This is a genomic window from Burkholderia diffusa (genome assembly GCF_001718315.1).
GTDB lineage: Bacteria > Pseudomonadota > Gammaproteobacteria > Burkholderiales > Burkholderiaceae > Burkholderia > Burkholderia diffusa_B.
In genome coordinates this window covers 2528283-2541028 of sequence record NZ_CP013362.1, presented here as the reverse complement: position 1 = coordinate 2541028, position 12746 = coordinate 2528283, and the positions used below count along the sequence as shown (strand labels likewise).

Genomic DNA, 12746 nt, shown 5'->3' with positions numbered 1-12746 from the left:
TCCGGGGTTCCGGCCGGATTGCCATCGATCGAATTGACATGGATCAAGTAACAGTGCGAACGATCGGTGCGCGGATGGATACCATGAGGGCGCCGCCCGCACTGGAAAGCGGGGCGAGCGGACGAGTCTTTTCGGGGGAATGCATGGCGGATGACGGATTCGACGCAGCGCGCTGCTGGAGGCGCGTGCTGTCATGCCTGTTGCTGGCGGCGCTGCTCGGCATGCCGTGGATGTCGGCCCGCGCCGACACGTGTTCGGTGACGCCGCCGGTGCCGAGCTTCGGCCAGGTCAGTCCGATCACGCAGCAGGCCTATACGACCAACAGCACGATGACCGTGAGTTGCACGTGGGACGCACTGAGCCTGAACACCGGCGTGCTCGTTTGCGTGAATCTCGGCGGCACGAGCCCGCGCTACCTGACGAGCGGGGCGAACCAGATGCAGTACGACCTGTATCAGGACTCGGGCTATTCGCAACCCTGGGGCGCCGTCAGCACCGGCACGACGCCGATATCGGTCTCGTTGACGAAGCCGGTACTCGGCACGTCCGCGAGTACGAACGTGACGATCTATGGCCGCATCGCGGGGAACCAGCCGACCGTGCCGACCGTGAACAATGCCAGCACGGTCTATGCGCAGAGCTTCAGCGGCAATCAGGCCGCCTACAGCTACAGTTTTTCGCTGCTGGGCGTGCTGCCGACGCCGTGCGCGTCGCAGTCGACGGCGGGCACGATGAGTTTTACCGCCACCGCCACGGTCATCAACAACTGCATCATCAGCGCGACCGGCGTTGCGTTTCCGGCGTCGGGCGTGCTGGCGTCGGCGCTGACCGCGAGCGGCTCGATCAGTGCGCGATGCACGAACGGCGATGCATTCCAGATTGCGTTGAACGGCGGCGCCAGCGGCAATGTCACTGCGCGCACGATGCAGCGCACGGGCGGCGGCTCGGTCAGCTATCAACTCTATCGGGACAGCGCCTTCACGCAGCCATGGGGTGACGGCACCGGCGGCACGACGATGGCGACCGGAACCGGCAGCGGATTCGCGCAGGCAATCACGATATACGGCCGCGTACCCGCGCAGACGACACCGGCGCCCGGCAACTACAGCGACACCATCACCGCGACGATCAGTTTCTGAGCCGCGTCAATCGCGCACGAGCACGACCAGCTTCAGGTCCTCGCGGTGCGCGGGCTTCAGCGTGATCTGCTGGTACACGAGGCGGCCGTCGGCCGGATGGTCGAATTCACGCAGGCCGCCTTCGCGCTCGAACACGTCCTGCGATGCCCAATACTGCGCGAATGCATCGCTGCCTGCCATCAGCGCGTCGATCAGCGCGCGGGTCGGCGCGTCGGCGAGGTGGCGGATCGAGTCGGCGCGGAATTCGGCCGCGAGCCGGCGCGCACGGGTTTCCCAGTCGACGATCAGCGTGCGCGCGGCCGGCGCCATGAACGTGAAACGCAGCAGGTTGCGGTCGTGCTCGCCGTCGAGCCAGCCCGTGAACAGCGCGGCGGCCGGCGCGTTCCATGCGAGCGCGTTCCATTGCCGGTCGAGCACGTACGCGGGCGTCGCGATCGCGGCGACGGTTGCCGCGAGCGTCGGCGGCAGGTCGCCGGCCGCGACGTCGGGCTCGGCCGGATCGCGCTGCGCGGCCAGTTCGAACAGGTACGCGCGTTCGGCCTTCGACAGCTGCAGCGCGACGGCGATCCGCGCGAGCGCATCGGCCGACGCCGACACCGGGCGGCCCTGCTCGATCCACGTGTACCAGGTCGGGCTGACGCCGCACAGCTGCGCGACTTCCTCGCGCCGCAGCCCCGGCGTGCGGCGGCGCGGGCCGGGCGGCAGGCCGACGGCCTGCGGCGACAGCCGTTCGCGGTGCGCGCGGATGAATTCGCCGAGTGCGCGGGCGGGCGTCGCGTCGAGGGGCGGGGTGGGGGCGGAGGACGGCAGGTTCATGCGGAAACGGCTGAAAAGGGGCGCCGAAGGCGCGACAAGGATCAGGCAGGTGTAACAAATACCAGAATAACTGCTTAACTTGTACTGGTACAAGCGCGGCTCTATTGTAGCGATTCGCGCGCTGACAGGCAGCAAGCGTCCCACCCAAGGAAGGAGTGAACGATGAAACACCACGACCAGGTCGCCGACGCATTCGGCACGACGGCCGCCGCCTACCTGACGAGCACGGTCCATGCGACGGGCGCCGATCTGCAGGCGCTGGCCGACGCCGTGCGCGCGACGCCCGACGGCGCGGTGCTCGATCTCGGTTGTGGCGCGGGCCACGCGAGCTTCGCGGTCGCGCCGCACGTGCGCGACGTGGTCGCGTACGATCTCGCGGCGCCGATGCTCGCGACCGTCGAGGCCGCCGCGCGCGAGCGCGGGCTCGCGAACATCCGCACGCAGCAGGGGCCGGCGGAACGGCTGCCGTTCGAAGCCGGCACGTTCGACTGGGTGGTCAGCCGGATGAGCGCGCACCACTGGCACGACGTGCGCGCGGCGCTCGCGGAGGTGCGTCGCGTGCTGAAGCCGGGCGGCCGCGTGCTGATGATCGATATCGCAGGCAACGACCATCCGCTGCTCGACACGTATCTGCAGGCCGCCGAAGTGCTGCGCGACGCGTCGCACGTGCGTGACTACCGTGCCGACGAATGGCTCGCGATGTTCCGCGGCGCCGGGTTCGACGCGAGCGTGCAGAGCCGCTGGCGTCTGCCGATCGATTTCGATACATGGGTCGAGCGGATCCGCACGCCGGCCGACAGCGTCGCGGGCATTCGCGCGCTGTGGGCGCATGCGCCCGACGAGGTGCGCGGCTATTACGCGGTGCAGCCGGACGGGTCGTTCGAGCACGATGCGTTGCTGATCGACGCGCAATGACCGTATGGGGCGCCACGGCGGCCGGTGCCGTCGTGCCGTTCCATGAAAAAAAGCCGCGATACGCGTGAGTGCGTATCGCGGCTTTCGTTTTGCGGCGCTCGTTTCGCGATGCCGGCGCGGCGCGGGGCCGGCCCGCGCCGCGCGCGGATCAGCCCGTATTGCGCAGGCCGGCCGCGATCCCGTTGATGGTCAGGTGGATTCCGCGGCGCAGCCGCGCGTTCGTGTCGCCCGCGCGGTGACGCTTGATCAGTTCGACCTGCAGGTGGTTCAGCGGATCGAGATACGGGAAGCGGTTCTTGATCGAGCGCGCGAGCAGCGGGTTGGTCGCGAGGCGGCCTGCGTGCCCGGTGATTTCCGCGAGCGCCTGCGACGTGCGCTCCCATTCCGCGACGATCCGCTCGAACACGTGCTTGCGCAGCTTGCGGTCGGCGACCAGCTGCGCGTAGCGCGACGCGACCGCGAGATCGGTCTTCGCGAGCACCATGTCCATGTTCGACAGCAGGTTCGCGAAGAACGGCCAGGTCTTGTTCATCTTCTTGAGAAGCGCGACGCGCTTCGTGCGTTCGGCCGCGTCCTGCGCGCCGTCGAGATACGCACTCACCGCGCTGCCGAAGCCGTACCAGCCCGTCAGCAGCAGCCGGCACTGGCCCCACGAGAAGCCCCACGGAATGGCGCGCAGGTCTTCGATCCTGCGGTTCTTCGGATCCTGCAGCTTGCGCGAGGCCGGGCGGCTGCCGATGTTCAGCTCGGCGATCTCGGTGATCGGCGTCGACGAGAAGAAGTAGTCGGTGAAGCCGGGCGTTTCATAGACGAGCGCGCGATACGACGCCATCGCGGCGTCGGACAGCGTCTGCATCGCGGCTTCGAACGCGGGCAGTTGCGCGGGCGCGTTCGATTGCGGCAGCAGCGACGCCTCGAGCGTCGCGGCGACCACCGTTTCGAGATTGCGCCGGCCGATCTCGGGGTTCGCGAACTTGCTCGCGATCACCTCGCCCTGTTCGGTCAGGCGGATCTGGCCGTTCACGGTGCCCGGCGGCTGCGACAGGATCGCCTGGTAGGTGGGGCCGCCCCCGCGGCCGACCGTGCCGCCGCGGCCGTGGAACAGCCGCAGCGTGATCTTGCGTTCGCGGAACAGGTCGACGAGTGCGAGCTCCGCGCGATACAGCTCCCAGTTCGACGTCAGGAAGCCGCCGTCCTTGTTGCTGTCCGAGTAGCCGAGCATCACTTCCTGCTCGGCGCCCTGGTGCGCGATCAGCGCGTCGATGCCCGGCAGTGCGAAGTATTCGCGCATGATGCGCGCGGCGTCGCGCAGGTCGGGGATCGTCTCGAACAGCGGAATCACCATCAGGCCGTTGCGCGCGCCGTCGTGCGCGGCGCCGAATGCACCTTCGAGCAGCCCGGTTTCCTTCTGCAGCAGCAGGACTTCGACGAGGTCGCTGACCGTCTCCGTATGCGAAATGATGTAGTTGCGTACCGCGCGCGGGCCGAACTGCGCACGCACCTCGCGTGCCTTCTCGAACACGCCCAGCTCGCTCTGCGCGAGCGCCGAGTATTCGATGTACGGCGAGCGCAGCGGGCGCGGATCGGCAAGCGCGGCAAGCAGCGCGATCAGCTTGTCGTCCTCGGAGAGCGACGCGTAGTCCGCATGTACGCCGGCACGCGCGAACAGCTCGGCGACCACCGCTTCGTGGATGTCGGAGCTCTGGCGCAGGTCGATGCTCGCCAGGTGGAAGCCGAATACCTCGGCCGCGCGCACGAGCGGTGCAAGGCGCGGTGCGGCGAGCGATGTGCCGTGGTGCTCGTCGAGCGAGGCGGTCAGCACCTTCAGGTCGGCGACGAACGCTTCGGAATCGGCATACGGCACCGCGCGCACCGGCGGCGCGCCGCGCCCGGCGCTGCGCACCGGCACCGTGCCTTCGCCGAGCCGGACGCGCGCGCTTGCGGCGAGCCTTGTGTAGATGCCGATCAACGCGCGGCGATACGGTTCGTCGACGCGGTGCGGCGACTGGTCGGGCGACGCGGCCGCGAGCGCTTTCACCGCGTCGTTCGCGCCGACCAGCAGGTTCGACACCGACAGCTCGGCGCCGAGCTTGTGCACCTGCTCCAGGTAGTGTTCGAGGATCACCGCGGACTGGCGATTGATCGCTTCTTCGAGCGTCGTGGCGGTGACGTTCGGGTTGCCGTCGCGGTCGCCGCCGATCCAGCTGCCCATCTGGAAGAATGCGGGCACGCGCGCGGACAGGCCGTGCTCGGCCAGCGCAGCCTCTATGTCGCCGTACAGCGCGGGCAGTTCGTCAAGGAACGTCGCGCGGTAGTAAGACAGCGCGTTCTCGATCTCGTCGCCGACCGTCAGGCGCGCGTCGCGCAGCATGCGGGTCTGCCACAGCGCGGTCACGCGCGCGCGCAGCATCGACTCGTTGTACGCGCGTTCGCGCGCCGTCAGCGGCTGGTCGCGCTCGGCGAGCAGGCGTGCGATGTCGTGCTGCGCGTCGAGGATGCTCTTGCGCTGCACTTCGGTCGGGTGCGCGGTCAGCACCGGCACGATCAGCGCATCGTCGAAGAAGCGCTGCAGCACGCGCTTCGACGCGTTGCCGGTCGTCTTCAGCTGCTCGAGCGCGTATGCGACGGTGCCCGGCTGCGGCGCGGAGCCTGCCAGCGCGTGGATGCGGCGGCGGCGGTTGTGATGGCGGTCTTCCGCGATGTTCGCCAGATGCGAGAAATAGCTGAACGCTCGCACGACGCTCACCGTCTGCTCCGGCGTCAGCTTGCGCAGCTTCTTCTCCAGCGTTTGCGCGGCCTCGCTGTCGTCTTCGCGGCGAAACTTCACCGCCGTCTGGCGAATGGTCTCGACGACGTCGAACACGGTGTCGCCTTCCTGTTCGCGCACCACGTCGCCGAGCAGGCGGCCGAGGTAGCGGATGTCGTCGAACAGCGGACCGTCCTTGTCCTCGCGCGTGCGGGCGCCGGCCTTGCGGGCGGCCGGGGCGGCGGTCTTGATCGCGCGTTTTGTCTGACGTATCGAGTCTTTCGGTTTCGTTGCCGGTTTCGCACGGCCGTTCGCGGCGGTGGCGATGGAGCCCGTCTGGGCGTCGGAGGAGGGCAAGGCAGCATTGCGGCGCATCGTACGCGCCGATCCGGAAGACTTCACGATGGGTTTCCTTGGGAAAGCTCGAGTCAAAAGGGACTGCGGGGACTGCGGAAACTACGGGAACTGCGGTCAAGCAACCAGCTACGTGCGGCACATCCGCGCATCGGTGTCGCCGCCCGCGCCGAAGCGCGGCGGGCGCAGGCTCCGGCCCCGGGCGGGCGGGGGCGTGCGTGCTACCATTGTTCGATCTTCAATCCCGTCCTTCGATTGTCCTGCAATGAATTCCGAGACCTCTTCGGCACAAGCGCCCGTGACGCTGACGATTGCTTCGCGCGAGAGCCGCCTGGCGATGTGGCAAGCCGAACATGTGCGTGATGCGCTGCGCAAATTATATCCAGCTTGTGACGTGAAAATCCTCGGGATGACGACCCGTGGCGATCAGATTCTCGATCGTACGCTGTCGAAGGTCGGCGGCAAGGGCCTGTTCGTGAAGGAGCTCGAGAGCGCGCTCGCCGACGGCCGTGCCGACCTGGCCGTGCATTCGCTGAAGGACGTGCCGATGGCGCTTCCCGACGGCTTCGCGCTCGCCGCGATCATGGAGCGCGAGGATCCGCGCGACGCGTTCGTGTCGACCGACTACGCGTCGCTCGACGCGCTGCCGGCCGGCGCGGTCGTCGGCACGTCCAGCCTGCGCCGCGAGGCGATGCTGCGCGCCCGTTATCCGCACCTGAAGGTGCAGCCGCTGCGCGGCAACCTCGACACGCGCCTTGCGAAGCTCGATCGCGGCGACTATGCGGCGATCATTCTCGCGGCCGCGGGCCTGAAGCGTCTTGGCCTCGAAGCGCGGATCCGCGCGTTGATCGACGTGGAGGACAGCCCGCCGGCCGCCGGTCAGGGCGCGCTCGGCATCGAGATCGCCGCGCATCGCGCCGACGTCGCCGGATGGCTCGCGCCGCTGCACGACCTGCAGACCGCGCTCGCGGTCGAGGCCGAGCGGATGGTGTCGCGCGCGCTCGGCGGCAGCTGCGAGGTGCCGCTCGCCGCCCACGCGGTGTGGCGCGCAGGCGAGCTGTACCTGACGGGCCGCGTGTCGACGACCGACGGACAGCGCGTGCTGACCGCGCAGGAGTGCGGTGCCGTGATGACCGCCGCCGACGCGCTCGCACTCGGCCGCGCTGTGTCCGACGAACTCGAGGCGCAGGGCGCGCGCGACATCGTCAACGCACTGCTCGCCGGCTCGCAGGCCGGCAAGGGCGACGCCTGATGGCGGGCGGCGCGCGCGCGTTCACCGCCGTCCTGACACGCCCGGACGGCCAGTCGGCCACGCTTGCGGCCCAACTGGCCGAGGCCGGTTGCGACGTGTTCGAATTCCCGCTGATCGACATCGCGCCGGTCGGCGATCCGGCGCCGCTCGACGCCGCGTTCGCGGCGCTCGAGCGTTACGCGCTCGTGATCTTCGTGTCGCCGAACGCGATCGACCGCGCGCTCTCGCAGTACGGCGCGATCTGGCCGAATGCGCTGCCGATCGGCGTCGTCGGCCCCGGCAGCATCGCGGCGCTCGAGCGCCACGGCATCGCGGCGCCCGCGCATCGCGTGATCGCACCGCAGGCGCCGGCCGATGGCGGCGTTCCGCATTACGATTCGGAAAGCCTGTTCGCGAGCATTGAGACCGCGTTCGGCGGCGCGCATGCGCTCGCCGGCCAGCGCGTGCTGATCGTGCGCGGCGACGGCGGCCGCGAATGGCTCGCCGAGCGGCTGCGCGAAGCCGGCGCGGAGGTCGAGCTCGTCGCCGCGTACCGGCGCATCGTGCCCGAGCCGCGCATCGGCGCATGGGAGCGCGTGCATGCGCTGCTCGCGGGCGCATCGCACGCGTGGCTCGTCACGAGCTCGGAGGGCGTGCGCAATCTGAACGAACTCGCGCGCACGCATCTGAACGACGCCGAGATCGAGGCGCTGAAGCATGCACGGCTCGTGACGCCGCACCCGCGCATCGAGCAGACCGCGCGCGCACTGGGTTTTGATAGGATTACGCTGACCGGCGCGGGCGATGAGCGCATCGTCCGCGCGTTTCGAACGATGGCCGACGAGGCCGTCCAACCGGCGACAGCCGCACCGGTGACTAAACGCATGACAGATACCAACGATTCCAAAGGCGTCGCTTCCCAGCCGGCCGCTGCATCCGCACCGCCGTCCAGTCCTCCTTATCTCGCGTCCGAACCGCATGCGCGCCGCGGCGGCAGCGCGGCGCTGTGGTTCGTCGTCGTCGTGCTCGGCTGCGCGGGGGGCATCGGCGGGTATGCGCTGAACCGCAAGGTCGACCGGCTCGACGATTCGTTCGTCGCGCGCCAGAAGGCGCTCGATGCGCAGACCGCCGAGACCCGCACGAAGACCGAGCAGGCGCTGGCGAGCGCGCATCAGGTCGACACGCAGCTCGCGCAGCTCGACGGCAAGCTCGCCGACGCGCAGAGCGCGCAGCAGGCGCTGCAGCAGCAATACCAGGACCTGTCGCGCAATCGCGACGCGTGGATGCTCGAGGAAGTCGACCAGATGCTGTCGAGCGCGAGCCAGCAACTGCAGCTGACGGGAAACACGCAACTCGCGCTGATCGCACTGCAGAACGCCGACGCGCGTCTCGCGACGTCGCAGAGCGCGCAGGCCGTCACCGTGCGCAAGGCGCTCGCGCAGGACATCGAGAAGCTGAAGGCCGCACCGTCGGCCGACCTCACGGGCCTTGCGATCAAGCTCGACGACGCGATCGCGAAGATCGACGCATTGCCGCTGTCGGGCGAGGCGATCGTCCCGCACGCGGCGCCGAAGGCCGCGCCGGCCGACGCGGCGTCGTCGGCCGCGGCCGTGGCCGGCGAGCCGCGCTGGAAGGTCTGGTGGCACGACTTCTCGGCCGGGCTCGGCCAGCAGTTGAAGGGCCTCGTGCAGGTGCGCCGGATCGACAACGCCGACGCAATGCTCGCGTCGCCCGATCAGGGCTACTTCGTGCGCGAGAACGTGAAGCTGCGCCTGCTCACCGCGCGGCTGTCGCTGCTTGCGCGCAATGACGGCGCGATGAAGGCCGACCTGCATGCGGCGCAGGCGTCGCTTGGCAAGTATTTCGACCAGGCATCGAAGGACACGCAAACCGTCGAGGATCTGCTCAAGCAGGTCGACGGCGCATCGCTGACGGTTGCGGTGCCGAACCTGAACACGAGCCTGAACGCCGTTCAGCAGTTCAAGAGCCGGGGGTAACGATGACGCTTCGAGGAATCGTCTGGCTCGCGATCCTGTTCGCGATCGCCGCGGCACTCGCCACCGTCGGCCGTTTCGACGCGGGGCAGGTGCTGCTCGTCTATCCGCCGTACCGGGTCGACGTGTCGCTGAACCTGTTCGTGATCTCCATCGTCGTGCTGTTCATCGTCGTGTACGCGCTGCTGCGCATCGTGCGCAACATCTGGCGCATGCCGCAGCGGGTCGCCGCATATCGCGCGCGTTCGCGCAACGAGAAGGCGCAGGCGTCGCTGCGCGATGCGATCGCGAACCTGTACGCAGGCCGCTTCTCGCGTGCCGAGAAGGCCGCACGCGACGCGCTCGCGGTCGATGCGAACCAGGGCGCCGCGAGTCTCGTCGCGGCGACGGCCGCGCATCGGATGCACGAGTACGCACGCCGCGACGACTGGCTGTCGAAGGTCGACGCGCCGGAATGGCAGGACGCACGGCTCCTTGCCGCGGCCGACATGCGCGCGGATGCGCGCGATGCCGACGGCGCGCTCGCCGCGCTGGCCGACCTGCAGGCGGGCGGCAAGCGCATCCATGCGCAGCAGGTCGCGCTGCGCGCGCAGCAGCAGTTGAAGAACTGGGCCGAGGTGCTGAAGCTCGCGAAGGCGCTCGAGAAGCGCGAGGCGCTGCATCCGGCCGCGGCCGTGCGGTTGCGTCAGCAGGCGGCGGAGAATCTGCTGCGTGAACGTCGGCACGACCCGGACGCGCTGCTCGAGGTGTGGCAGTCGCTGTCGCCGCTCGAGCGCCAGTCGCCGCGCCTGGCCGATCTCGCGGCCGACCTGCTGGTGGCGCTCGAGCGCCGTACCGAGGCGCGCCGCATCGTCGAGGAAGCACTCGCGCACAACTGGGATGCGCGCCTGCTGCGCCGCTATCCGGACACGGCCGGCGGCGATGCGTTGCCGCTGATCCAGAAGGCCGAAGGATGGAAGAAGGATCACCCGGAGGATGCCGACCTGCTGTTCGCACTCGGTCGTCTCTGTCAGCAACAGCAGCTGTGGGGCAAGGCACAGTCGTTCCTCGAGGCCGCGCTGAAGCAGGCCGACAACGACGCGCTGAAGGTGCGCGCGCACCGTGCGCTCGCACGCCTGTTCGAGCATCTCGGCGAAACCGACAAGGCGGCCAAGCACTACCGCGAAAGCGCGCTCGCGATCACCGTGGTCTGACGCGGCGGCGCTTGCCTGCCGCGCGTAAAAAAGCCCCGAAGGCCGGTTGGCATTCGGGGCTTTTTCATGCATTGCCCTGCGGCTCACACGTCGTCGCGTGCGGCATCACGTGCGGTGTCACTTGTCGACGAGCCGCTTCGGCACCGACAGCGCAAGCAGCCCGCCGAGCACGAGGAATCCGGCGAGCATGTACATGCCCGCGTCGTTGGCGCCCGTCGCCTGCTTGAGCCAGCCCATCATGTACGGGCTGAGGAAACCCGCGAGGTTGCCGATCGAGTTGATCATCGCGATGCCCGCGGCAGCGGCCGCGCCGCCAAGGAACGCGGTCGGCAGGCTCCAGAACAGCGGCAGCGTCGTCAGGATGCCCATGGTCGCGAGCGTAAGGCCGAGCATCGCGAGCGCCGTCTGGTGCGCCCAGATCACCGACAGAACAAGCCCGAGCGCGCCGAACGCGGCCGGAATCGCAAGGTGCCAGCGTCGTTCGCGCCGCTTGTCCGCGCTGCGCGCGATCAGGATCATCGCGACCACCGCCGCCGCATACGGAACCGCCGACAGCAGGCCGATCATGAAGGTGTCCGTCACGCCGGTCGCCTTGATGATCGTCGGCAGCCAGAAGCCGACGCCGTACAGTCCCATCACGAACGAGAAGTAGATGAGCGCCATCAGCCACACGCGCGGGCTCGCCATCACCGCGCCGAGCGGCAGGTCTTCCTTGGTCGCTTCCTCCGCGTCGACGTTGCGCGCGAGCAGTGCCTTCTCGTCGTCGGTGAGCCATTTGGCTTTCGTGATCCGGTCGTCGAGCGCGAAGAACACGAGCACGCCGGCCAGCACCGACGGGATCCCTTCGAGCAGGAACAGCCATTGCCAGCCGTGCCAGCCGCTCACGCCGTTGAATGCCTTCAGGATGAAGCCGGAGATCGGCCCGCCGATCACGCCGGACAACGCGACTGCCGTCATGAAGAACGTCGTCATCCGGCCGCGCCGGTGCGCGGGATACCAGTAGGTGAGGTACAGGATCACGCCGGGGAAGAAACCGGCTTCGGCGACGCCAAGCAGGAAGCGCATCACGTAGAACATCGCGGGCGTCGTGACGAACATCGTCAGGATCGAGATCACGCCCCACGTCGCCATGATGCGCGCGATCCAGACGCGCGCGCCGACCTTGTGCAGGATGATGTTGCTCGGCACTTCGAACAGGAAGTAGCCGAAGAAGAAGATCCCGGCGCCGAGCCCGTAGACCGTGTCGCTGAGATTCAGGTCGCTCGCCATCTGCAGCTTCGCGAAGCCGACGTTCACGCGGTCGAGATACGCGACCACGTAGCAGAGCAGCAGGAGCGGCGTGAGCCGCCAGGACACCTTGCGATAGGTTGCTTCCTCGAATGCGCCGGACGAGCCCGGCAGCGACTGCGTCGATGTTGCCATGTTGTCTCCTGTTCGTTCTTGTCGAGGCCGACGGGGCGCTGCGGCGCCCGATTTCCGGCCATGCGGGGCAGTGCTGATGCGCAGATGCGGCGCCGGCCGGTGATGCCGGCGCGGCGCAATCACGGCGGTGCGGCTAGATGCACCGCCCGCCGTCGACTTCGAGACAGACGCCGGTGATGAACTCGGCTTCGTCGGACGCGAGGTACAGGGCCGCGTTCGCGATGTCCTGCGGCGTCGAGAAGCGGCCGAGCGGAATCGTCGCGAGGAACCGGCGGCGATTCTCCGGCGTGTCCTCGCAGCCCATGAACTCGGTCATCAGGCCGGTCTCGCCGAGCACCGGGTTGATGCAGTTCACGCGGATCCGGTCGGCGCCGAGCTCGGCCGCGAGCGACTTGCTCGCGGTGATCATCGCGCCCTTCGTGCTGTTGTACCAGACGAGGCCCGGGCGCGGCCGCACGCCGGCCGTCGACGCGACGTTCACGAACACGCCGCCGCCCTGCGCGCGGAAATACGGCACGAAGGTCTGCACGCTCCAGAACAGGCTCTTCACGTTGACGGCATACACGAGGTCGAACTCGGCTTCCGTCACGTCGAGCACCGGCTTGTTGCGGTGCGTGGTGCCGGCGTTGTTCACGACGATCTGCACCGAATGGAAATCGTCGAGCGCGGCTTGCAGCAGCGTGCGCCAGTCGGTGTCCTTCGACACGTCGCCCGCGACCGCGATCGCCTTGCCGCCCGCCAGCGCGATCTCGCTCGCGACGCGCTCGGCCGCCGCGCCGTTCAGGTCGTTGACGACGACGTTCGCGCCTTCTCGTGCATAGGTCTTCGCGATGCCTTCGCCGAAGCCCGAACCGCCGCCCGTGACGATGGCCGTCTTGCCGCTCAGCCGCATGGTGTGTCTCCTGTATTGGAAGAATGCGTGGTGTTTCGGTGCGC

General features: G+C 68.7%; 9 protein-coding genes. 5 read left to right on the top strand and 4 right to left on the bottom strand.

What is annotated here, in order from left to right; genetic code table 11:
• Positions 1-143: 143 nt before the first annotated feature.
• Positions 144-1139: a spore coat U domain-containing protein gene (locus tag WI26_RS11705; RefSeq protein ID WP_069225996.1), complete on the top strand. Its 996-nt coding sequence runs from the start codon at positions 144-146 to the stop codon at positions 1137-1139.
• Positions 1140-1145: 6 nt separating this feature from the next.
• Here the strand turns inward: WI26_RS11705 and WI26_RS11700 are convergent, their stop codons facing one another.
• Entirely contained in the window at positions 1146-1955 is an 810-nt protein-coding gene (locus WI26_RS11700) for a helix-turn-helix transcriptional regulator (RefSeq protein WP_059468225.1), read from the bottom strand.
• A 162-nt stretch (positions 1956-2117) separates the two neighbouring features.
• Between WI26_RS11700 and WI26_RS11695 the strand changes: the two genes are divergently transcribed.
• On the top strand, positions 2118-2870 hold the full coding sequence (locus WI26_RS11695) for a class I SAM-dependent methyltransferase (protein ID WP_059511683.1): 753 nt from the start codon (positions 2118-2120) through the stop codon (positions 2868-2870).
• Between the two features lie 148 nt (positions 2871-3018).
• Here WI26_RS11695 and ppc read toward each other — a convergent pair whose 3' ends face one another.
• Complete coding sequence (gene ppc / locus WI26_RS11690) at positions 3019-6018, bottom strand: phosphoenolpyruvate carboxylase (RefSeq protein ID WP_069225995.1); 3000 nt, start codon at positions 6016-6018, stop codon at positions 3019-3021.
• 217 nt (positions 6019-6235) lie between these two features.
• Between ppc and hemC the strand changes: the two genes are divergently transcribed.
• From hemC to WI26_RS11675, 3 genes are read left to right on the top strand one after another with little or no spacing between them, the layout of a single operon-like run.
• Positions 6236-7222 (top strand): hydroxymethylbilane synthase, encoded by a 987-nt coding sequence (hemC, locus tag WI26_RS11685; protein ID WP_069225994.1) that lies wholly within the window; start codon positions 6236-6238, stop codon positions 7220-7222.
• Complete coding sequence (gene hemDX, locus WI26_RS11680; protein WP_069225993.1) at positions 7222-9198, top strand: fused uroporphyrinogen-III synthase HemD/membrane protein HemX; 1977 nt, start codon at positions 7222-7224, stop codon at positions 9196-9198. The genes hemC and hemDX overlap by 1 nt, the downstream gene beginning before the upstream one ends.
• Before the next feature lie 2 nt (positions 9199-9200).
• Entirely contained in the window at positions 9201-10388 is a 1188-nt protein-coding gene (locus WI26_RS11675) for a heme biosynthesis protein HemY (protein ID WP_069225992.1), read from the top strand.
• Between the two features lie 117 nt (positions 10389-10505).
• Here WI26_RS11675 and WI26_RS11670 read toward each other — a convergent pair whose 3' ends face one another.
• Positions 10506-11810, bottom strand: coding sequence for an MFS transporter (locus WI26_RS11670; protein WP_059468219.1), 1305 nt, complete (start codon positions 11808-11810; stop codon positions 10506-10508).
• A gap of 133 nt (positions 11811-11943) precedes the next feature.
• Positions 11944-12702: an SDR family oxidoreductase gene (locus WI26_RS11665; RefSeq protein WP_069225991.1), complete on the bottom strand. Its 759-nt coding sequence runs from the start codon at positions 12700-12702 to the stop codon at positions 11944-11946.
• Positions 12703-12746 lie beyond the last annotated feature (44 nt).

Coding starts and splice junctions, on each gene's coding strand:
- WI26_RS11705 (WP_069225996.1), top strand. CDS start 144: ATGGCGGATGACGGATTCGACGCAGCGCGCTGCTGGAGGCGCGTGCTG.
- WI26_RS11700 (WP_059468225.1), bottom strand. CDS start 1,955: ATGAACCTGCCGTCCTCCGCCCCCACCCCGCCCCTCGACGCGACGCCC.
- WI26_RS11695 (WP_059511683.1), top strand. CDS start 2,118: ATGAAACACCACGACCAGGTCGCCGACGCATTCGGCACGACGGCCGCC.
- hemC (WP_069225994.1), top strand. CDS start 6,236: ATGAATTCCGAGACCTCTTCGGCACAAGCGCCCGTGACGCTGACGATT.
- hemDX (WP_069225993.1), top strand. CDS start 7,222: ATGGCGGGCGGCGCGCGCGCGTTCACCGCCGTCCTGACACGCCCGGAC.
- WI26_RS11675 (WP_069225992.1), top strand. CDS start 9,201: ATGACGCTTCGAGGAATCGTCTGGCTCGCGATCCTGTTCGCGATCGCC.
- WI26_RS11670 (WP_059468219.1), bottom strand. CDS start 11,810: ATGGCAACATCGACGCAGTCGCTGCCGGGCTCGTCCGGCGCATTCGAG.
- WI26_RS11665 (WP_069225991.1), bottom strand. CDS start 12,702: ATGCGGCTGAGCGGCAAGACGGCCATCGTCACGGGCGGCGGTTCGGGC.